Annotated in this window: 15 protein-coding genes and 1 other RNA gene; 5 read left to right on the top strand and 11 right to left on the bottom strand. The window is 50.7% G+C overall.

Annotated elements, in window-relative coordinates:
- Positions 1-115: 115 nt before the first annotated feature.
- Positions 116-467: a transfer-messenger RNA gene (ssrA, locus tag ACWHYD_RS18775) on the bottom strand.
- A 1,404-nt stretch (positions 468-1,871) separates the two neighbouring features.
- Here ssrA and ACWHYD_RS18770 point away from each other — a divergent pair.
- The 3 genes from ACWHYD_RS18770 (at position 1,872) to ACWHYD_RS18760 (ending at position 6,903) form a co-directional block, all read left to right on the top strand.
- Positions 1,872-2,186, top strand: coding sequence for a hypothetical protein (locus ACWHYD_RS18770; protein WP_447963539.1), 315 nt, complete (start codon positions 1,872-1,874; stop codon positions 2,184-2,186).
- 205 nt (positions 2,187-2,391) lie between these two features.
- Positions 2,392-3,126 carry a hypothetical protein gene (locus ACWHYD_RS18765; RefSeq protein WP_447963538.1) on the top strand — a complete coding sequence of 245 codons (735 nt, stop codon included), beginning with the start codon at positions 2,392-2,394 and terminating at the stop codon, positions 3,124-3,126.
- A 738-nt stretch (positions 3,127-3,864) separates the two neighbouring features.
- On the top strand, positions 3,865-6,903 hold the full coding sequence (locus ACWHYD_RS18760; RefSeq protein ID WP_447963537.1) for a hypothetical protein: 3,039 nt from the start codon (positions 3,865-3,867) through the stop codon (positions 6,901-6,903).
- Positions 6,904-7,177: 274 nt separating this feature from the next.
- On the opposite strand, the gene ACWHYD_RS18755 is transcribed toward ACWHYD_RS18760, so the two are convergent.
- The 7 genes from ACWHYD_RS18755 to ACWHYD_RS18725 all read right to left on the bottom strand — a co-directional run bounded on the left by ACWHYD_RS18755 (position 7,178) and on the right by ACWHYD_RS18725 (position 15,230).
- Positions 7,178-9,046: a GTP-binding protein gene (locus tag ACWHYD_RS18755; protein ID WP_447963536.1), complete on the bottom strand. Its 1,869-nt coding sequence runs from the start codon at positions 9,044-9,046 to the stop codon at positions 7,178-7,180.
- A gap of 2 nt (positions 9,047-9,048) precedes the next feature.
- On the bottom strand, positions 9,049-9,849 hold the full coding sequence (cysD, locus tag ACWHYD_RS18750; protein WP_447963535.1) for a sulfate adenylyltransferase subunit CysD: 801 nt from the start codon (positions 9,847-9,849) through the stop codon (positions 9,049-9,051).
- The gene (locus ACWHYD_RS18745) at positions 9,846-10,934 is read right to left on the bottom strand and encodes an anthranilate phosphoribosyltransferase (RefSeq protein ID WP_447963534.1); all 1,089 of its coding nucleotides are present in this window, start codon (positions 10,932-10,934) and stop codon (positions 9,846-9,848) included. Before ACWHYD_RS18745 ends, cysD begins: the two co-directional genes overlap by 4 nt.
- A gap of 14 nt (positions 10,935-10,948) precedes the next feature.
- Positions 10,949-11,362, bottom strand: a complete 414-nt coding sequence (locus ACWHYD_RS18740) for a DsrE/DsrF/DrsH-like family protein (RefSeq protein ID WP_447963533.1) — start codon at positions 11,360-11,362, stop codon at positions 10,949-10,951.
- A 76-nt stretch (positions 11,363-11,438) separates the two neighbouring features.
- The gene (locus tag ACWHYD_RS18735) at positions 11,439-12,155 is read right to left on the bottom strand and encodes a phosphoadenylyl-sulfate reductase (protein WP_447963532.1); all 717 of its coding nucleotides are present in this window, start codon (positions 12,153-12,155) and stop codon (positions 11,439-11,441) included.
- 6 nt (positions 12,156-12,161) lie between these two features.
- Positions 12,162-14,672, bottom strand: a complete 2,511-nt coding sequence (locus tag ACWHYD_RS18730) for a sulfurtransferase TusA family protein (RefSeq protein WP_447963531.1) — start codon at positions 14,670-14,672, stop codon at positions 12,162-12,164.
- A 99-nt stretch (positions 14,673-14,771) separates the two neighbouring features.
- Entirely contained in the window at positions 14,772-15,230 is a 459-nt protein-coding gene (locus ACWHYD_RS18725; RefSeq protein ID WP_447963530.1) for an RrF2 family transcriptional regulator, read from the bottom strand.
- A gap of 296 nt (positions 15,231-15,526) precedes the next feature.
- On the opposite strand from ACWHYD_RS18725, the gene ACWHYD_RS18720 reads away from it, so the two are divergent.
- The gene (locus tag ACWHYD_RS18720; RefSeq protein WP_447963529.1) at positions 15,527-15,913 is read left to right on the top strand and encodes a hypothetical protein; all 387 of its coding nucleotides are present in this window, start codon (positions 15,527-15,529) and stop codon (positions 15,911-15,913) included.
- Positions 15,914-16,271: 358 nt separating this feature from the next.
- A complete protein-coding gene (bcp, locus tag ACWHYD_RS18715; RefSeq protein WP_447963528.1) occupies positions 16,272-16,955 on the top strand; it encodes a thioredoxin-dependent thiol peroxidase in 684 nt (227 codons plus the stop codon).
- Positions 16,956-16,993: 38 nt separating this feature from the next.
- Here the strand turns inward: bcp and ACWHYD_RS18710 are convergent, their stop codons facing one another.
- From ACWHYD_RS18710 to ACWHYD_RS18700, 3 genes are all read right to left on the bottom strand, one after another.
- Entirely contained in the window at positions 16,994-17,437 is a 444-nt protein-coding gene (locus tag ACWHYD_RS18710) for a VOC family protein (RefSeq protein WP_447963527.1), read from the bottom strand.
- 120 nt (positions 17,438-17,557) lie between these two features.
- Positions 17,558-18,478 carry an isoaspartyl peptidase/L-asparaginase family protein gene (locus tag ACWHYD_RS18705; RefSeq protein ID WP_447963526.1) on the bottom strand — a complete coding sequence of 307 codons (921 nt, stop codon included), beginning with the start codon at positions 18,476-18,478 and terminating at the stop codon, positions 17,558-17,560.
- Positions 18,479-18,531: 53 nt separating this feature from the next.
- Entirely contained in the window at positions 18,532-20,049 is a 1,518-nt protein-coding gene (locus ACWHYD_RS18700) for a sensor domain-containing diguanylate cyclase (protein WP_447963525.1), read from the bottom strand.
- Positions 20,050-20,251: the final 202 nt, after the last annotated feature.

The following is a 20,251-nucleotide window of genomic DNA, read 5'->3' as shown; positions in this document are numbered from 1 at the left end:
GAAGGCTGGGTGGGATCTGGCGCTTTTGTTCACTTAATTGAATTGTTCATGTTTCGTGAACATGGGGATGGGACCAAAAAAAATGGCCTCTGGATCGTGAAATCCAGAGGCCGATTGGTGGAGGTGAGGGGAATTGAACCCCTGTCCGAGAACATTCAGCGCAACAGCCCTACGTGTGTAGCCGATGATTTGGTTTTTCGCAGTTGCCCACGCCCACCGACCGGCTTAGAGCGCCCGCTAGCCCAGAATTTTCTCGTCCGCCGCCGCTGAGCACCAGCTTTGGACCAGCCTGCAGTGTGACGCCCCTTCCCCCCCCGCAGACAAAGAGAGGAGGGACGTCGCGGTCAATTAAGCCGCGAGAGCCAAATTATCGTTGGCAATTAAGTTTTTCCCGAAGGTTTTACGAGACTCCGAGAGCTCGACACGCTCTGTTGACCTCTTGATTCCCGTCGAAGCCAGTCACCCCCTTGTAAAAGTTCAACCTTTTCTCCCTGACCATCAGAGAGTCTCTCTATTATACACTGATTCTCCCTCCAAATTCACAAACTTTCCCTTTTGGCGGATTTTTTTTCTCTATACAAGAGATAGCAATCAAAGAAGGAAGATCAACCGATGGTGTGGCAAGCGCATAAGACCTTCAACTTCTTCATCATCTTTTTTGTTGAAACCCTGGAGCCCTTAGAAATCGGGGACATTCTCAAATTCCGGTCATTCCAGATGAAGATTTCTTAAGGTGCTCAGCGATCCTTCTTTTGGGATTATCTGTGTTGATTGTGATTTTTCTGGTATCCCAGGTGGAGAATGTTTTTTTAGGGATGGGTGATGCCCTTCAATTTGAAGAGCAGAGAAGAGGAAGGAGACGAAGCCTATGGCCTAGACGTTGCCTGCCGCAAAGGCCTAAAAAGCGACGGGCTTTTTGGACTGATGAATCGGTTCTGAATGGGTTGTATGTCGAGATGCTGCAAATTGCCAAGAAATGGACGACGCCTCTTCCTGGCTGGAAGCGCACTCTCAACCAATTCGCCTTCTTTGTAGGAGATCGAGAGCTACCAGGCTCAGTAAAGAGAGAATCAGTGACATCGTTAATTTGACAGGACTCAGGCAACCACCCAATCCCAAGAAGGCAGTCTAGGCCCTTGATATTGTCCTGCTCCAAGTCAGACTCTTCAGCCCGCGACCGAGATCGGTCATCGTGCGTGGTTGATGAGGGATCATTGCAGCCTCAATGATGTGCAACACCGCTCGTAAACATGTGCCTTGAATGGTCGAACAAACCTATCGCACCTGGATAAGAAACAGGCGGCAGGGATTCATCGCATTCTCCTTTAAAGATGAAAGTCTCCACCTGCAGAACAGCGTTGCTGCCCGTTCTACGAGAAAAACGCGAGAATGTATTCCATGACCTATCGAAAAGAATTCCCGATTGGTGGGGAGCTCCCAGCTCTCGATGCTTTTTGTGTCCGGACGTTTCGCGATGATTGAGCACGTCATGGGCATGCGCTGTGTTTCTCATCAAAATCCAATTCCTGTCGGCCTATTTTCCAGATTGATATCGTTCCTGGAATTCCTGCCATGGCCCACGTGTCAAACTCATAGGCAGACGAATCCATTTAGATAACATATTTATCCATTTGGATAATTCCCCTTCCTGAGCACAGAAGCAGTTTCTTAAGAAATCGACAAATCAGGCGTGTTCAGTTTTTGAAATCTCTCGCTGTAGTCATCGATTACCCATTTGTTCTGCAGGAAAAATTTCATTGGTCTGGTTATTGCTGACATCCAGTAGATAGGGAGACGTGAGAGAAGGCCAGGGGCATTGTTTCGCGTGACCGGAATATTTAACTCTCATCCAATTCACAAGGAGGTGAATCATGAAAACCCAGACTCTCATTTTCGGTCTTGTTGCCTGTTTTGTTCTGGCAGGAAATGGCGCCGTTTTTTCTCAAGACGATGAAAGTATGTCTGAAGAACGAGGTCCAGGGAAGTTAGAGAAAATGGATACGGACGGAGACGGCAAGGTTTCATTGGATGAATTCCTCGAAGGAGCAGGAACCCGATTCGGAAAGCTGGATGCCGATGAAGATGGATTTCTCACCGCGGAGGAGTTTAAAGAAGGACGAAAAGCGATACGCGCAAAAAATCGTGAGCGGCACGAGCAACGTCAGGGGGAAAAGGAAACAGAATAACATAATAGGAAAGGCATTCCATGACAGGTAAGGGAAAGGCGAGGACTACATGACCGGCATTCGGGAACTTCTAAGGAACTTGGTTATGCGCTTTTTATTTCGCCTTGGTCTGACCAAACGGGAGGCACGGGGTCAGGAAATACATCTGACCGTCTTTCTCTTAGCAATTCACTAAATACGTCTTACGACGAAAAGGAGAAAAATCATGTATGTACGCTATCTCAATATCGCAGTTTTGGGACTCTTGTTTCTAGGGCTATCGACTTCGATAGCGAGTGCTGACGCGGTCATCAAGAAGAACTACCTGAACTATAATGGCTACCGATACTACAAAGGTTCTGCCCAACAGCTTGAGCTCGGGGATTGGTGCGACAAAAAAACTCCGATAACCGCAGCCAACTATTGCGATCAGAAGGGCACGCTAAAAGGGTTGATTAATCAAGTGACCGTCTCAAGGTTCGAGGTGGAACAAAATGGATCCACCGCCGTCAACATCCTCGGAAATTTCTCGATTCCTCTTTTGGGCTGGGGGCTCAAAGGCGATGATTTTGTCAAGAAAGTCTTTGATGGTGAGTATGTTTTCCTGCACATGGCAATCGACAACGAGAATAAGTTCAAAAATGACCTCAACAAGAAACCTGGCAAGATTAATGATCTCAAGCAAAAGGACAGCTATCGTATTGTCGATTCTGTCATCATCGTGATGAAGGGATCAGAGGCGAGGAGCTTGGGAATTACACACAAAGGGAATTTTAAGGGCACTTGGAATGGCACGAAGCTGACCGTGGATTCTGATGTGCAGTCCGAAACGGCACGGCAATTTGAGCCGGAGAAGGGGACTGTCTACGCCTACGGTCTCAAGAAAATACAATGGGATGCCAAGCGAGAAAAGAAAAGAACGGAAATTGAAGACCTTAAAAATGACCCACATGGGCCCTAACTCGATCTTGCATAGCAGTAGAGAGTCGGTGCGTTCTCATGCGTTTTCGCCGTCATGCCAAGCAAGGCATGACGGCGAATCTGTTCCCGGGGCTGTTGAAAAAAGCCGCCAGCGGCGTTCTCGCCATTTTTCCCTGCTCACGTACTGGAAGTACGCTCTGCGCGAAAAAAGGACTGCGGCCTTGCTGGGGGAACTCTTCGAAAGGCTCAGGGCATGCTTTTTTGAACCGTCCCCGAGGCCACTGATCTGCAACGTGCTAATAGGTGGGTGAAGTCGTCAAAATTTTCGGGTATTCCCCGATTGAAGTTCGCTTCCCCTTCTTGAATTCAAGAGCTGAAAAAGTCTGGAGGTGTTGTTCCTGATAGCTATTCGTGCTCACGTATTCCGTATGAGGACCGTATACCAAACCTCATCGAAGCGGAAACCCGGCGAGTGCGTATGGAATGACATCACATTCAATGGCGCTGCCCGTTGGGACTCGATGAACCTCGAAATCATTGACGCTGACCTTGCCGTCATCAAGTTTCTGCCCTCACACGTACCGTCTTTTTTTATTCTCCTTTCAGTCATCTGTATTCGTGACAAGGAACGGCCTATGTTTGTTGATTCTGTTCGTTTCTTTCGTTATGTTGGCCACGGGATACGATTCCGATCGAGTGCTGAAGGCTAGTTCTTGATGCGCATACGCGCAAAACAAATATACCGATTCATGACATCTGATCAATATTGGGGGATCATATGAAGAATCGTTGGTTGTCCTTTTCTCTCACGTGTTTGTGTCTTCTGCTGCAGGCATGTATTAGTAGCTCAACTTTGCTGGCGGAATCCAGTAACGATACATTGCAGCGGAAATCAATCATGATCATGTCCCCGACGAATGCCTCGGCGCATACCACGGCACCCATCACCATCCAGGTGCGCGTTGCACATCATGCGGCAAAGGCCATGCAGGTATTGTTGGATGGCGTCGACATCACCTCGCGGTTTATGGCGCCTGGCCGCAATGGTGTTCGCCGGGCCGAGGTTGACCGGCCCTTGGTCAATTGGGGCAAAAATCAGATTTTAGTCAGATCCGGATCGCACGAGGTAAACAGTCATTTTTTCCTGGTTGATCATCCGGACAGCAGTCCTGCCGCGGCCAATCTGCCGCTGCTGATCCCCATCAAGACGCGCGTGGTTACCGGCTCAGGCGACAAGGCAGCGGACTACAACATCGCGCTCTACAAGGATCTAGACGATCCCACGGCTGCCACGCTGATACCGGCGTCCGTCCCTAGCGACGGTTCGAATGCCGGTTTCCAGGTAGTCTTTATGAGACGCTGGGATTTGTCGGTGATATCCAATGTTTCGGTCGTTAATCAGCGGCCTCCCAGTGATGGCCGGTGGCACGACTCCCCGCTTTATCAATCAATAGTTTACACGCCTGAAGATTGTCTTTCTGCCGGATGCATTCTACTCATCCAAAGCCTTGGAACCATTGGTTTTACCCCGTGCTCTAAGGCTTATAGTAAGGATTTTCCAAAGGATTGCGAATCCTTCAAGAATATGCTGAATGGGCTAGGTCTTTCCTCGAGACTTGCTTACGCCAACGGGGACTCGAAGCAGATCGCGTTCTCTTCCATATCAAACAAAGTACCCTTCCCACCCACGTCCGGGCCACCGAAACCACCACCCGGTACTTTTTTTGAAAGCCTGACCTGCAGTGGCAGTAATTATGGCAGCGGCCCGGCATGTGACAGTCTCGGCTCTCCCAATACGTCGTTCACCGCCCCCAAGGGGGCGGAGCCATCACAACTCGGGGATATCGCCGGTGTTCTCATTCGCGATAATCATCATAATTTCACATTTGCGAGAAACGACCGCCTGGTCAGTTTTTCGACCGCCACGATCCCCGATGGTCCCGATGGAGTGATGAATACCATTACCGTGGACGGTGTACCCCATGCGTCGGGCTCACTGAACGGCAGCCAAGGCGGGTTCCATCTGCTGATCTTAAACAGCAAGGATTTGACGGTTGTCCGGCACCAGACCTTTCCCAGCAAGCTTGACGCGAGTGAAGTCAATAGGCTGTATGACGCCATCACCGGCTACAAATCCTATGGGTATCTCTTTTTCATCGCCGGGTTTGGATATACAAATTATAACTGCCAATCCAGTACCAGCACCGGGCTCTGTGGGGCACGCGTCAATTGGTACACCGCCTCACAATTGATGGGGGATTTGGGGGGAACGCAACAGGTCTTCTACCTCGCCAACAATCCCAATGCCGACCCATACCTGTATGACGACTATACCTTGGTTGGATCGTTTGTCGACGGTGTCGGAGGAGAAAGCACGGATACGGGTCTAGATCAGGTGGGCGCCGAGATGAGCTCCATCATCGCGCGTGAGACGGAAGCATTTCCGCCGCCTACCGGTGCGGGCCATGGCGCGGACATGGAAGGCTTCCTGCGGGTGAACCACCAGGGGTATTACAGTCCGGCCTCGTTCGGACACCGTCTCAACCTGAGCAAGACGACGATCGCGGATATCTTGTCGGCGTCGTTGCTGAACCCCACGCCCTGGCCGTTCCCCGGACCTGATCCGGCCGGATCGAAGGCCGCCTACGATTGGATCAGCCAGCAGCTGTGTTGCGCCGATATTCGTTCAGCCTATGTTAATCTGAATATTTCACCTGCCATTTGGCTGGCGGAACTGCGACATCTGACGTACGACTCCTCGAGAATCCCCAATTCTAGTCCCGCAGATTTCGATGCCATGGTGCAGCAGCTCACCACCGAGTTCCAATACGTCACGCTGGCGCGCCTCTTCCAAAGCAATGTCATCGGCCTGTACCAGGATCAGCAGGCCAACGTGTCGCTGCTGTTGCAGGACGATGGCGACAAGATTTTGCATAACCTGCAAGTCGGCCTTACCACCCAGGCGCATGCCGCCTCATGGACAGGCATATTGGGTGATGTTTTCGGTGTTGGGTCCAGCTTGCTCAATGCCATTCCCGGCGGCGGGATTGTGGCGGCGGGCACCGAGGTGGCGCTGACCGTTGGCACCGCAATTGCCAATCAAGCCGCGTCTCATACCAATTCGGCCGCCGGCACGCCCCTGCAGGCGCAGGAGAACCAGGAAATAGCGGCTGGGGATTTAGCGAATCAATTGGCGAATCAGTTCTCGGCCACACTCGTCTCTCTCGGAAGTGAATTCGATCGCGTCATGACCGACTGGGGACGGCTCAAGACCCTGGCCGCGCCGCTGCTTGCCGATCAGGTTCCCTGGGACAACAATGCCACAGGCCTGCTTTTGCAGAGCTACGATCGGGCGGTCCAGCGCGAAATGTACGCGCAGCTCCTCCCAACCAACTTCGTGGTTCAACACCTTCCGTACACGGGCAATAATCTGCACGTGGTCAATACGTATTTCGACCGGGGTGGCTCTGAATGCGAATGGGAACATTTCATTAACAATAAAGCGGTGCTCTACTACCCGAACGGTCACATAAACAATGACCCCAACGAAAATTCTCATTCCGGCAAATACCCATGGAACTATCAATGGGGCATCTGGGCATTGACACTTACCAAATATCAAAACGATTCATGCCCCGGCCACAGTCAGAATTACCCGAAGACGCATGATTATCCGGACACGTTTGGCCTGTTCAAGCCGCTGGATCCCGGCAATTCGGATGCCTTGGGTGCCTATCGCTACTGGTTCTATACGCGAGGCAGCTTTCCAACTATTGAAAATAACAACAACACGCCGTGCTACGATGGAAGTTGCTGATCTGCAATTGTCATGATGACATGAAGCCTTCGCAGCCTGACTCACACGTCCATGTGCTCACTGGGACGAAATAATAATCGCTACTCATCGTCTTTCACACTCGTGTGACTCAAGTTTTCAGTTCGACGGTGCCTAAAAAAAAGAAAACGGATGGAATCTTGTCTACCAAAATGATACGTCTGGATGAATGGGCGAGTTTCGTCCCTGATTGACCCACATCTTGAGTGAGAATGGTGGGTACAGTCAGTCATCCTTGCGGGAAATGACGATGGTCTTAAATGGAGTACTGGAAGTCGCCACGGCCCCTGGGAGGTTCAGTGAGAATCCCCCTGGATTTGAGCAAATCAATGATTTGGTGGGTGCAGTCGTCGAAATTTTCCGGCCCTGCAAAAATTAGATCGGTATCCGGTTGAGGCCCTTGTAAATCTTTGGCCATGTGGATGGTGATGACCGGGATCGGGTTCACCAACGTTTGCACGGTTTGCACGATGTGTTTGGTCGGTTCATGGAGGGCATTGGTTGTAGAAATCACGAGGGAGCCTGTATCGGTCAGTAACCGCACGACTTCCCCGAACCGTCGAATGATTTCATCCGGTTTCGTGTCGAGCAGATCCGCATCGAGCCCCCGTTGCAGATTTTCCGGTGCGAGAAGGTAGGCATGCCGGCCTTCTGCAACGAGCACGGTTTCCAGTTTTCGAGCCAGAAATCCTTTCGCGGTGACATCCGGACCGGTCAGTAAGACCACGGCCGCTCGATGTCCATAGTGCTGGGCCCGGTCTTCGGCTCCCACATCTCCCTTGACCCAGGCGGAATCCCGTTCTCGTGCCTCCGTTCGAAAATCTTCCTGGTCGTCCTGGACCAGTTCCGTGATGATTCCACCTCCCGCCACATCGTATTCATCTACCAATACGAAACGTCCGGTCGTCTCGAACTGTGCATAAAGATCGAACGCAATGGGAGATTTGGTCCGAAGCGTAATGTCGGCCACTTCATTTCGTTTCACGGTGGTTTGCGTCTGTCGGTCGTCCAAATTAGTGGCGTCCACAATGCGATGAATAGTGGCCACTTCGCAGGGGACTTCCCTGGTGGCCAGTCGTAAGACATATGGACGGCGGGTTTCTAGGGGACGCCCTCCTAACCAGAACAGGTTGGCACGAATGCGGGTGGAGACCAGCGACCTGGCATCTTCGTGTGTCGCAATTTCCCCTCGTTCCACAAAAATTTGTTCGTCCAGGGTTATGCCGACGGATTGGCCGGCTTCGGCTTGAGTTGGCGGCGGATCGATATTAAAAGCTTCAATCGTTTCGATATTGGCGGATTTGTTGGACGGGGAAAAGACCAGCCGGTCACCAATCTTGAGTTTCCCTGCCGTGATGCGGCCGACTAAAATCCGGCGGGCGTCGAACTTATACACGTCCTGGATGGGAAGACGAAGCGTTTGTTCGGCGCGTTTGGATTCCAGATGGAAATGCGCCAGGGAATCCAAAACGGATGGTCCGGTGTACCATGGGGTTTCCGGGCTTGAGTTGATGATGTTGATGCCCTGTTTGGCACTCGCGGGGATGACGTATTGGGGAATGACGTTCAATTGGGTGAGAAATTCCCGGTATTCTTTTTCGATGGCTTGGAAGGTGTCTTCCCGGTAATTGACCAGGTCCATTTTATTGACCACTACGGTGACCTGTTTAACTCCTAACATGGAGAGCAAGAGCCCATGGCGCTTTGATTGGTCGCGCACGCCTTCCAGGGCATCAATGACCAGGAGCGCCGCTTCGGCACGAGCCGCGCCAGACACCATGTTTTTCAGGAATTCCTTATGTCCTGGCGCGTCAATAATGATGTATTGGCGCCCTCCCCATGAGAAGAAGGTTCGGGCGGTATCGATGGTGATACCCTGTTGTTGCTCTTCTAAAAAGGCATCAAACAGAAAGGCATATTCGAATTCTTTGCCTTGTTGTTTGCAAATGGCCTGGATCTTTTCGATCTTGCCGGTTGGTAACGTCCCGGTGTCGGCATACAGACGACCCAATAGCGTGGATTTGCCGTGGTCGACGTGACCCACGATGACGATATTCATTCTCTCCCGGATGGAATTGTCCTGAGGAGTGTCGTTAGGTAGGCCTATGGCTGGTGTGACCGTCATAATTACATGTATCCATCTTTGCGTAATTGTTCCATCCCTCGTCCTTCGTCCTGTGCGCGTCCTGCCCGCTCTGCCACCTTGGTGTTGCGTAATTCAATGATGACCTCATCCACATTTTTCGAGGTGGAATCAATGGGAGTGGTGCAGGGGCCGCATCCCAGGCTGCGATAGCGCTTGCCGGTGCCTTGATCCAGATAGAGGTTATCCAAAAAGGGAATGTTTTCTAATTTGATGTATTCCCAGATATTGATCTCTGTCCAATCCAAGAGGGGATGGATCCGGATATGCGTGCCCGGCGGAAAGGACAGTTTATATTGATCCCAGAGTTCGGGGGGCTGATCGCGAAAATCCCATTCATTGTTTTTGTCCCGCGGGGAGAAGTACCGCTCCTTTGCCCTGGTGCTGTCTTCATCCGATCGCACACCCAAAATCACCCCTGTGTAGCCCTTTTCCTCCAGCAATTGTTTTAACCCTTGGGTTTTTAAGGCGGTGCAACATTCCACTCGTCCCTTGGTGTGGTTCATCCCTTCGGCCAGGGCTTTTTTGTTTTGGCCCACAATCAGATTTAATCGCCACTCGCGTGCGAGGCGATCCCGGTATTCAATCATTTCAGGAATTTTGAAGCTGGTGTCAACATGGAGTAAGGGGAAGGGCACATGGCCGAAAAACGCTTTTCTGGCCAGCCACAATAACACCGTTGAATCCTTGCCCATGGACCAGAGCATGGCCAGGTTATCAAAGTTTTTGTACGCCTCTCGCAGGATATAGACGCTTTGGTCTTCTAATTGACGGATATGGTTCATGCGGGCACCACCGCGGGTGAAGGGGGGACGACAAATTTTGACTGTGGGGGGCGTCCTTGGACCAGGGCGGTAAAGAACGCTCCGGCTTTTCCGGAGTCCAGTGTCTCCTGGGCGAGCGGTGTGGCTTGCGCGAGAGAGGAGGCCAACCCTCCGGCATACATCAGTAAAGCGGCATTCATAATTACCCAGTTCCGTCTGTCGCCTTTCTGGCGATCGACGAGTACTTGTGTTATCAATCGGGCTTCATGTTCAGGGGTGCCCGATCCCGGGCCGTTAATTGTTGAACTCATGGCTTGAAATGGTCCGGATCGGAACCCGGCATCATCGGGACGAAAGACCAACGATGAAATATGTCCACTTCGTAATTCACGAGCCATGGAGGGAGCGGAAAGGGACAGTTCGGGAAATCCTTCGACTCCTTGAATGATCAGCGCCCGTTTCGCTCCCAGCATGTCCAGGGCTTCCACCATTTTATCCAGATATGGCGGATGGGAAATGCCGATGACTTGTGAGCCCACCCTGGCAGGGTTCAATAGTCTGGATACCTGATGGGACAAATTTTGTAAACCGAATGCCTGACGCAGGTCCAGCAATTTGGTTAATGGTGCATGGTATCCGGCTAAGTCCATATACACCCAGGGCGATTGAGCGCCTTGCTCAATGGCTTCTGCCGCAGTACGGGCGATGGGAAGCTGTAAGTGATGAAGGACTTGAGGGAGATCGTACGGGGTGTCCGGGTTTTCAACACCGTGCATGAACAGTCCTGCGCCGGCCGAAGCTGCGACAAGACTTGCCGCGACGACCACATGGATGGTGTTATGTTTTTCTCCATAGAGCGGCACGTCCACAATGTTTTCGGCATGCGGGAGTGGTATCGGTGGCGCCCACTTGCGAACCGTGGTGGTGAACGCGGCGAGTTCGCTGATGGATTCGGTTTTGATACGCATGGCCATCAAAAAGGCTCCCACCTGAACGTCGGTTGCCTGCCCTTCAATGATGGCGTTAAGCGCAAATTTGGCCTCATCCCAGGTTAAATCCTTGGCACCCTTCAGCCCTTTTCCAATTTTTGCAATCAGTTGATCCATGCGATGATTCCGGGTTAAAAAGTCAAAACCTGGTCAGCGGGAAGAACGGCTTCTTTCCAGAAGGCCTCGGCGGTTTGCACTTCATCTAATTCTGGAATGAGTTCTTCGACATTCACTCCAAAATATTTCAGAGAATCTCTGCACACCGAAAATTTGACGTTTCCCTTTTCCTTAGAGGTCTGCATCATTTTCGGGAGGTCCGATTTATCCTCTTTTTTCAAGAGATCACGAACAAAGCCTTCCCGTCCTTTAAAATCCGGGGACATGGTCAGCTCTTTGATTTTGTCCTTGGTCATTCGGCCTGCGGCTTCGTCACGGAAATACCCACTCACTTCCATGCCGCTGGCGGCTGCCAGGGCTATCCACTCACAGGCTTGAAACAAGTTGTTCCATCCCCCTTTGGTAATAATGACGGCAATTTTTTTCACTGATGGTCTCCGATAGTTACTTGATTGAGGAAAATGAATGTAAGGTCATGAACGACGGAATGGTCACATGGCCGGATTATCGATGAAGTCCACATTCGGTTTTCTCCGAACTTTTCCATCGTCCGGAGCGTGGGTCTTCTCCCGGCATGACGGGCGCGGTGCAATGGGTACATCCAATACTGGGATAATGCCGATCATGCAAGGCATTGTACGGAACGTCATTCATGCGAATGTATTCCCAGACCTGTTTCCATGACCAGGTGGCTAAGGGGTTAAATTTTACAAGGCCAAATTTGGTATCCCACTCAATGATGCCGGCGTTGGCGCGAGTGGGTGATTGATCACGCCGGATTCCCGTCATCCACGCGGCATACTTTGCCAGGATGCGAGTGAGGGGCTCAACCTTTCGCAGGGAACAGCATTGGTCGGGCTCCCGTTGCCATAAGGCTTCCCCAAACTGTGTCGCTTGTTCGGAAGGACTGAGTGTTGATTTTACCTGGATAATCTGATCATCCTGTAATTGATAATGTTGAATGATCCGATCCCGAACAGCATGGGTTTCAGGAAATAAAAAATCGGTATCTAAATAAAAGAGTGTGCTGCCTGGATTTGAGCGGAACATCATATCGGCCAGGACGACATCCTCGGCCCCAAAACTACAGGCCAGAATAACCGTTCCCCCATATTCCGCGATCGCGGTCTCGACAATCTGTCGAGGCGCCTGACCTTCCATGGATCGATTGACCGCGACGAGTTCTTCAGGAGTTGGATGGGTATTGAGGAAAAGAGCCATGGCGTTCTACAGTTCCACTTTCTCCACTACCACCCGGAAGTGCTGCTCGTCGGCGTCCATGGGTTCCTGTTCGAGCACGTTGTGCCCATCGTTTCGAAGACTGACCGGGACGTTGCGAATAGGATCGCCGCCGTCCAACCATACTTCCAACTGGTCACCGTGGTCCATCATTTCTAATTTGAGCTTGGTTTTCACGTAGTTCATGGGACATGCCACGCCCCGGAGGTCGTAAACGGGCACACCTGATGGGGAGGATGCCTTTTCAGGTGGCGTGGTTGCCTCCTTGGTTGATTCAGTGGGCTTTTGTCCCAGTTCAGCGGGAGCCAGCTTGAGGTCCTGGCCGATCTGGTCTGAGACGGTCCGGCAGAGGTCCACAAAACCTTTGGTAAACGCGATTTTTCCCTGTGTCAGGTCAGCCGAGGCGTCCTTATTCCCCAGATCGCCCACTATAGAGGCCAGATTATGGTATTCCGCAGGCATGAGCCCTTTGGCCACGATCAACTTGTTAAATTCGGCTAAGGTGTCGGCATCGGTATTCGGATCGATTCCTTCTGTGACAAGGATGGCTTTCGCTCCTGCCACCACGGCTCGATAAGCCTTGTTAATGGCAAACGCATACTGGTGTTTTTCAGCCAAAATGCGAGCTTGGTACAGTTCCTGTTCCGCTTCAAGAATCCGATTGTCGATCATTTCCAATGCCCCACCCGCACATTCGCCGGGTCCGAGGTCCTCAACCGAAAATTCCTCGTCGCCTTCCCAGTCAACATAGAATTGTGGATCCTCTTGATAGGTGGGAAGGATGGTGTAGGGGATCAGTTCATCTTTCAGTTTGATTTTTCCGGTGCGGTCAATAAAACCTAATAATGACTCCCCATTATTTTTGTCCCGGCGATAGAGATCGAGCAGATGCTGGACGGCAGCGGGAACGTTTTTCGCAGGAACCTTCACAATGAGTTGGCCAATTTTGGCTGTGCCGTTGACCCGTCCCCCAAGGTGCAGTTCGTACACTGGCGCGACATGGTCTCCAATACGTTTGCCGACTCCATGTAAGCCGATCGTGGCGATATGATGTTGCGCGCAGGAATTGTGGCAGCCACTGATTTTCACGTTCACCCCTTCCAAGTCCTCAGCGATTTTCCCGGCAGGGAATACTTCTGCCAGTGCTCGTGCCAGTCCTTTAGAAGAGGTGATTCCCAGTCCGCAGGTGTCGGTCCCCGGGCAGGAAACGATATCGGCGACTCCCTCAGCTCCAGGGTCGCCCAATCCATGAGCGACTAATTCGTCATAGAAGTGCCGGAGGCGAATATCGGGAACCCAACGTACCATGATGTTCTGATTGATGGTGGTACGAAGGTTTCCGTTGGCATACCGTTCGGTGAGCTCAGCCAGCGCAAACATTTGCTCAGATGTGATATCACCCGAGGGGAGTCTCACCGCCGCTGTTCTAAATCCTGACTGGCGTTGAGTGATCACATTTGTCGCGCACCAATGATCGTACGCTTCTTGAGATGAGGGGGCTCCATGGATGGATGAGCCCTCAAGTTGGCTGTGTCCATTGCCTTGGAGGGATGTGCCGTTTCCGGGTTTCGTCGGCATTATTAAGGGAGGATCATCAGGATACGGGGCCGTTTCCAATCCAAATTTGGTGGCGCCGGATTGCAACATGGCATCGTAGGTCTCTTTCCATCGTTTGGAAAATTCCTCGAACCCTAGTTTGTCAACGACAAATTTCATGCGGGCTTTGCTTCGATTTTTCCGATTGCCTAAATTATCAAACACCTTGAGCATGGCTTCGGTGGCGGGAATCAACTCTTCCATGGGAACAAATTCATGTAGCACTTTGGCGAGGCGCGGAGTGGACCCCAACCCGCCTCCGACGACCATTTTGAACCCCGGAACCCCTTCAGAATTGCGAGCAGCCAGAAGCCCGACATCGTGGATGGGGGTTAAGGCGCAGTCTTGCTTGCAGCCGGAAAACGCAATTTTGAACTTGCGAGGGAGGCTTTGGTTGAGCGGGTTTCGTAATAGATGATAGGCCACGGTTTTTGCATAGGGTGTCACGTCAAACACTTCGCCAGGACACACCCCTGCCAAGGCACAGGCTGTGACATTTCGCACGGTATTGGCACAGGCTTCCCGAGTCGTGAGTCCAACTTCCGCCAGTTTTCGCATAATGGTGCCAACGTGGCGGAGGGGAACAAAGTGCAGTTGAATATCCTGCCGCGTGGTGACATGTCCCACGCCGGTCGCGAAGGTATCCGCAATGTCAGCCACTTGGCGTAGTTGATTTGCGTTAAGGCCGCCAAAGGGAATCTTAATCCGGACCATTTGGACATCCGGCTGTCGCTGACCATAAATGCCGTATTGGAGTCGAAACGGTTTAAATACGTCGGACGGAGTGTCACCTGATTGGAGGCGATTCACCTCATCCTCGAATGTTTCTATTTCCTCAAGAATCTCCTGAGGTATCGGAGCCGTGTGAATAGGAGGGTGGCTGGTGACTGGTGAGGTGCTCATGATAATTCTCCAAATCCTGTATTCGGATCAATATTTTCTATAGGTTGCTGAGAATGCTCTGATTTGTTCGACCTTGGTTCTGATGAATCTTTGCCAAAACTAAATATGATACATCACACAGCGCTGGGTTTCGAGCGTTTGATACTGTTCAACCAATTTTTGTAACGAAATGCCCCGAAGGACTGCCTGCTCCGCCTCCTGAACCTGTTGCCAAATATTTGAAAGTAAGACGTTGTGAGCTTGTCGGCTTTCTGAATGACCATTGGCATGTCCTTGTTGAAGCAATGGTTCTGTCGCCCATCCATTCATTGAATTCACTAAATCCGCCAGGGAAATTTGATTGGGGTGTTGAGCCAGGGTATACCCTCCTTGTGCTCCTCGCAGACTTCTAATAATCCCGGCTTGTTTCAAGTGCTGAAGAATTTGCTCAATAAAACGAGAGGGTATCCCCTGTCGTTGAGCGATGATTTTTGCCTGAAGCGGAATGGATCTGTCCTGCCTTGCTAGCTCGATTGTGGCCAAAATCCCATAGGTGACTTTGATGGGGAACTTGTTCATTTTCAATTCATACTAAAACGATAGGAATAATATGCAATATAAAAGGCGCAGAAAACATTTGTCAAGAACTGTGAGCCGTACTTTTTCTCTCAAAAAATGCAAGGGATTAAAAATGGGTATGGACGATTGCCTCCTGGACGGATCTGTCATCAGGAGTCCATGGAATCAATCAAACGAAAAGCTGAACAACAATCGCATGGTCTCTAAATATTGGTGAAAAATGGGCCGATACCTGACTGGGAACGTATTATGAAAAGCAACGGTTGCAACCTTTCGGAGCTGTGAGGACCATTGAGATGAAAAATATTGCTGATCTGCTTGAAGAAGTTCAGTCCATCGTCCAGGCGATGCGGGGAGAGAAGATGATGCTAGAGGAACGACTGAAAACCTTGGAGGATGATGTCTCGACGATGGAGAAAACGAAAGAGGCTATGACTCGTGAACTAAGCGAAACAAAGGAAAAACTGGGACGGGAACTACAAGCTACCAAGAAAAAATTGGACCAGGTGCATCCGGAAATACAAAGTTTGCAAGATGAACTTCAGAATGTCGAAGTACAGAATAATCTTCTGGTTATGGATCTCAAACAAAAAGACGAGGAAATAAAAACCTTAGAATTGCGCCTTCAAGGATACACTTCGTTGACTTCTCCCTCTTTTCGAATTGAAGAGCCCATCGGTTAAGCCCGGGGGAATGCCTTCCAATTTAAATTCCCTGGCGACGGGATGAGGCCTTTAATTCCGATCAAGAGTTTGTCCCTTCCTGGATCGAATTCGTAACTCCAGCCAGTTTTCTTCTTCCTGTTATTATGGTGTCTTTAGAGGACCGGCAAGTGTGGGGAAGCTCCTCTATCTACTTAGTCACGTTCCAATAAGGTGTGTGAGACAAAAAAATAGAGGAATGGAACCTGTCAACCATTGTACAATGGGCTCTCATCACCAGGGAGATGACGAGAATCTCCTGGATTGAGGAAGGGTAGTTTCGTCCAGCGAAAGAATTGACACGCCACGTTTTACTTACTTGTCATTAGAGGAGGATTCTATGGCATCCAAAGCGAAAAAAGCCCAGCCTAAGAAAAAGGGCCCGTTACCATCAAAACCGACAAAACCAAAGGTTGCTGCAAAAAAGAAGGCCACTCCCAAGCCTTCCTCATCAACCGGCCAGGGGGTGGCTTCAACATCTCGAAAAACTTCAACAACGGTCAAAAAGGCATCCGCCCCTAAAACGAAAAAGCCCGCTCAGGTGAGTCCTCGTATCGTTTCTTCGCGTGAGTTACAGGTTGGTGATCCTGCTCCAGCCTTCTCCCTTCCCGATGACACGGGAAACATTGTGAACTCATCTGAACTTCGAGGGAAAAAAGTGGTCGTGTATTTCTATCCGAAAGATGACACGCCCGGATGTACGACAGAAGCCTGTTCCTTTCGGGATGGTATTCAGGAATTGAGAAAGAGCGGGGCAGTCGTGTTCGGAGTGAGTGCCGATTCAGTCTCGTCCCACCGGAAGTTTTCCGATAAATTTCAACTTAATTTTCCCTTATTGAGTGATGAGTCCAAGGCCATGATCCAGGCCTATGGAGTGTGGAAGGAGAAATCAATGTATGGCCGAAAATATATGGGGATTGAACGAACAACGGTGGTGATTGATGAAGACGGGACCATTAGGAACATATTTCCTAAGGTCAAAGTGAACGGGCATTTTTCGGAAGTGCTTGAATCCCTTAGATAGTGTTGCCCGGAGAACCATGACAGGTAAGGGAAAACCTTCTACCCATTCTGCTCGTGAGCGTCGCCAATTTGAGAAAACGCCTCTTCCCCGAAGATGGCATTCGCATTAAGGTAATATTTGAATTCAAGCAGATTATGCGAAGGATCCTCTAGAAAAAACGTTAAATGTTCGAGAGGAGTGCCAGAAAAACGTCGACTGGGCTCACGAAAAAATATGAGGCTATTCGTGTGGGCCCGATTCCGGAGTTCATTCCACTCCTCTTCTGTCTGGCAGATTAACCCGAAATGGCGGGGGTAGATGCTCGTTTGTTGGGGGCCAAGGTCCTTGGTCACATGGGCGACAATTTGGTGTCCGTGAAAATTCAATGTGATGGCGACGGAAGACTGGCGGCCCACGCCGCATCCTAAGCCTTCCGCGTAAAACTCTTTCGTGGATTCAATATCCTTGACCGGAATAGAGAGATGAAAGGTAGAAGAAGACATAGTATAGATTCCTTTACGAATTATCGCATGTTTTGAATGATCAATGAAAATCTGTTTGCAATTTTTCGATAAACGGCTAGGGTTGAGCGTTTCAAAAACAAAGGAGCTTTAAGCAACCCTTCAGGGAAAACGGCTTTTTACAACAGGTTTGCCGCAGCCGTTCCAATACCCGGCGCTCATCCATGGGGTGGTATGTCGAATCGCAAACCTGCCAGTGCGGTCGAGGATGAGGCATCCGGCCTCCCCCTGTATTCGGCTGACGAGCGCCTTGAGTGCGTAGTTGGCAGCTTTTAAGGGCGTCCAGCCGAGCCCGAGCAGGATGGCCATATGTTTGGCCATACCGGCACGTATGATGGATTCTCCTAAGCCGGTCATGGAAATGGCCCCGGCGGTATCATCGGCATACACTCCCGCACCGATTAAGGGGGTATCCCCAACCCGGCCAGGTAACATGACCGCCACTCCCCCTGTTGATGCCCCTGCGGCAAGATGGCCGGCACGGTCCATGGCGACCGCACCTACGGTGTCATACAATCCTAACTGGCGGTAAAGAGCTTGGGATTTAGGATTCAGGGTGTTTCGTGAATTTCGTTTGTTCATCAGTGGAGTCGAACTCTTCCGATGGACCAATCGGGCAAGACCGAAATGCCGAGCCAATCGATTCGCATGCCGGCCTACGATTAATACATGATCGGTATCGGCCATAATTCGTCGCGCGGCGCAAATTGGATGGAGATATCCTTCCAACCCGGCCACAGCACCAGCCGATAAGGATTGCCCTTCCATTATCGATGCGTCCATCCGTTGAAATCCGTCGAGTTGTCGAAGCGATCCTCGCCCGGCATTAAACAATCCGGACTTTTCGAGATAGCAGATCATACTTTCTGCAGCATCCAGGGGTGAATGCCCTGTTTTGAGGGATTCGTATCCTCCTATGAGTGCCTCTGTGAGGCACATGGACTGACTGGGGGTCGGTTGCCGGGAACCTGCACCCCCATGGATCAGGACCCTCGGTGTGGGAATAGGTGTTGACTTAGGCAAAGTGCGAAGGGATTAAGAAAAACGGGCGAGGTGAATCGTATTTTTTTTCATAATCAAACGGATTGTTCAGTTTGTATTTTGTCATAGGAGGTGTACCTGTTGCCACCTTGGGTTTTAGAATAATAGACGGCATCATCTGCGGCATGGAGCAAGTCGGTGACCGTGGGATAGGGGTGATCCGGCGTGTGCGTCGCGATGCCAAGAGAAATGGTGACGATGAGTTTGTCTCCGGCTATGTCATGGGTGGTGCCCCGAAATGCGGAGAGGATTCTCTCGCACACCATGACGGCGGTGGCTGAGGAGGCTTTTGGCAGGATGAGCACGAACTCTTCTCCTCCGTAGCGTCCGACCGAATCGGTCGTGCGAAGCTTCGACTGTAAGAGATGGGCGGTAGATTGAAGAACCCCATCCCCTGCCTGATGACCATAGGTATCATTGACGGATTTAAATTTATCAAGGTCCCCAAAAACCAGGGTCAGACATTCTTGGTTGACGAGAGCATGCTCAAAAGAGGCTTTTAAGTATTTATCCAAGTAGGCTCTTGCCAATGCCCCGGTGAGGGGATCATGACGGTGGATTTCTTCCAAATTGTGGAACTTGGCTTCCATGGCGGCATTATTCTGTTGGAGCTCCTGAACTTCCTTAAGAGTCTGAAGGCTTCTGAGAAGAAGTGCCTCCCGGGCTTTTTCCAGAATGGCTTGAGGTTCGGTCCATGGTTGTAAGTCAGTCCGGAATATTTTCTCTGTTTCCGGAAGAAGCCCTTGTGTTGTTTCCAATACTTCCATGAGCTCTGCTGGATTGAGATTCAGCGAAGTCTGGGCATTCTCTCTGACCTCTTGTATATAGGCGCTTTGAGAGTCGCGTAAAAAAATTTCCGCAATTTTCCCTGACAGAGACACACAATGGACAAATTTTGCAAGTTCATCTCCCTGGGGAATGCGAGAGGGGTCATCGCTACCGGCCACGGCCAATCGGAGGCGATCGGGAAAATTCCACTGCGTCAGGAGCCAACTCCCCACGGCGGCATGATTGACTCCCAGGCATTGGTATTCATGGGAGATGATTCTGGCATGGGATGTCTGATCCAGGTTAGGGGGATTATAGAGGTCAGGGAACACCTGATCGAGGGCGAGCATTCCCAGATCTTGCATGAGACTCGAAAGATATAACTCTTCAATTTCAACTAACCCACAGGCCGCTCCAAGAGCCCGGCTGGCTGTTCCTGCCAAAAGCGCACGTTTCCAATACAGTCCATAATCCAAGCCAGTTCCGCGACTGGTTTGCAGCGATTTCATTAATGAAAAGGACAAGGCAAGTGAAATAGTCGCGTTGAGACCCAGGACCAGGACTGCTTGATGAAGGCTTTCAACTTTTTTGCAGTATGGGTATAAGGGAGAATTGGCGATTCGTAGAATTTTACTGGCCAGCGCCGGGTCACAATTGAGAATTCTGATAATGCTGTGGAGGTCGGTTTCCGGTTCGTTGGCTAAGTTGATAATTTGTACGGCGACGTGTGTTGGGCTGGGAAGACTAGGGCAGGATTGTAGTTTCTTTTTCAGTTCGGGTGTCATAAAAGACTCAGGGTCAGAAGACCTTCGCGAGTGCCTCGAAAGACTCGGCATCTTGGGCTGTTCTAATCCTCATATGCCCGGACCCACGAACACGAGGATATATCCGTGATGTTTTCTGATTATGGACATTTCGGCATATTGTTTTGCCATCTGAATAGGCATGACATGATAAGGCCTTTCTCTCATTTTGATTCATAGGCGA

The organism is Nitrospira sp. Ecomares 2.1, from assembly GCF_965152585.1.
Note: the sequence above shows the minus strand (reverse complement) of the source record. Positions and strands in the feature narration are given on the sequence as shown.

What these genes read in the sequence shown, in the direction of transcription:
- ACWHYD_RS18730 (WP_447963531.1), bottom strand. Translation starts at nt 14,672, where the DNA reads ATGAGCACCTCACCAGTCACCAGCCACCCTCCTATTCACACGGCTCCG.
- ACWHYD_RS18735 (WP_447963532.1), bottom strand. Translation starts at nt 12,155, where the DNA reads ATGGCTCTTTTCCTCAATACCCATCCAACTCCTGAAGAACTCGTCGCG.
- ACWHYD_RS18765 (WP_447963538.1), top strand. Translation starts at nt 2,392, where the DNA reads ATGTATGTACGCTATCTCAATATCGCAGTTTTGGGACTCTTGTTTCTA.
- ACWHYD_RS18725 (WP_447963530.1), bottom strand. Translation starts at nt 15,230, where the DNA reads ATGAACAAGTTCCCCATCAAAGTCACCTATGGGATTTTGGCCACAATC.
- ACWHYD_RS18760 (WP_447963537.1), top strand. Translation starts at nt 3,865, where the DNA reads ATGAAGAATCGTTGGTTGTCCTTTTCTCTCACGTGTTTGTGTCTTCTG.
- ACWHYD_RS18700 (WP_447963525.1), bottom strand. Translation starts at nt 20,049, where the DNA reads ATGACACCCGAACTGAAAAAGAAACTACAATCCTGCCCTAGTCTTCCC.
- ACWHYD_RS18745 (WP_447963534.1), bottom strand. Translation starts at nt 10,934, where the DNA reads ATGGATCAACTGATTGCAAAAATTGGAAAAGGGCTGAAGGGTGCCAAG.
- ACWHYD_RS18710 (WP_447963527.1), bottom strand. Translation starts at nt 17,437, where the DNA reads ATGTCTTCTTCTACCTTTCATCTCTCTATTCCGGTCAAGGATATTGAA.
- ACWHYD_RS18720 (WP_447963529.1), top strand. Translation starts at nt 15,527, where the DNA reads ATGAAAAATATTGCTGATCTGCTTGAAGAAGTTCAGTCCATCGTCCAG.
- cysD (WP_447963535.1), bottom strand. Translation starts at nt 9,849, where the DNA reads ATGAACCATATCCGTCAATTAGAAGACCAAAGCGTCTATATCCTGCGA.
- bcp (WP_447963528.1), top strand. Translation starts at nt 16,272, where the DNA reads ATGGCATCCAAAGCGAAAAAAGCCCAGCCTAAGAAAAAGGGCCCGTTA.
- ACWHYD_RS18770 (WP_447963539.1), top strand. Translation starts at nt 1,872, where the DNA reads ATGAAAACCCAGACTCTCATTTTCGGTCTTGTTGCCTGTTTTGTTCTG.
- ACWHYD_RS18755 (WP_447963536.1), bottom strand. Translation starts at nt 9,046, where the DNA reads ATGACGGTCACACCAGCCATAGGCCTACCTAACGACACTCCTCAGGAC.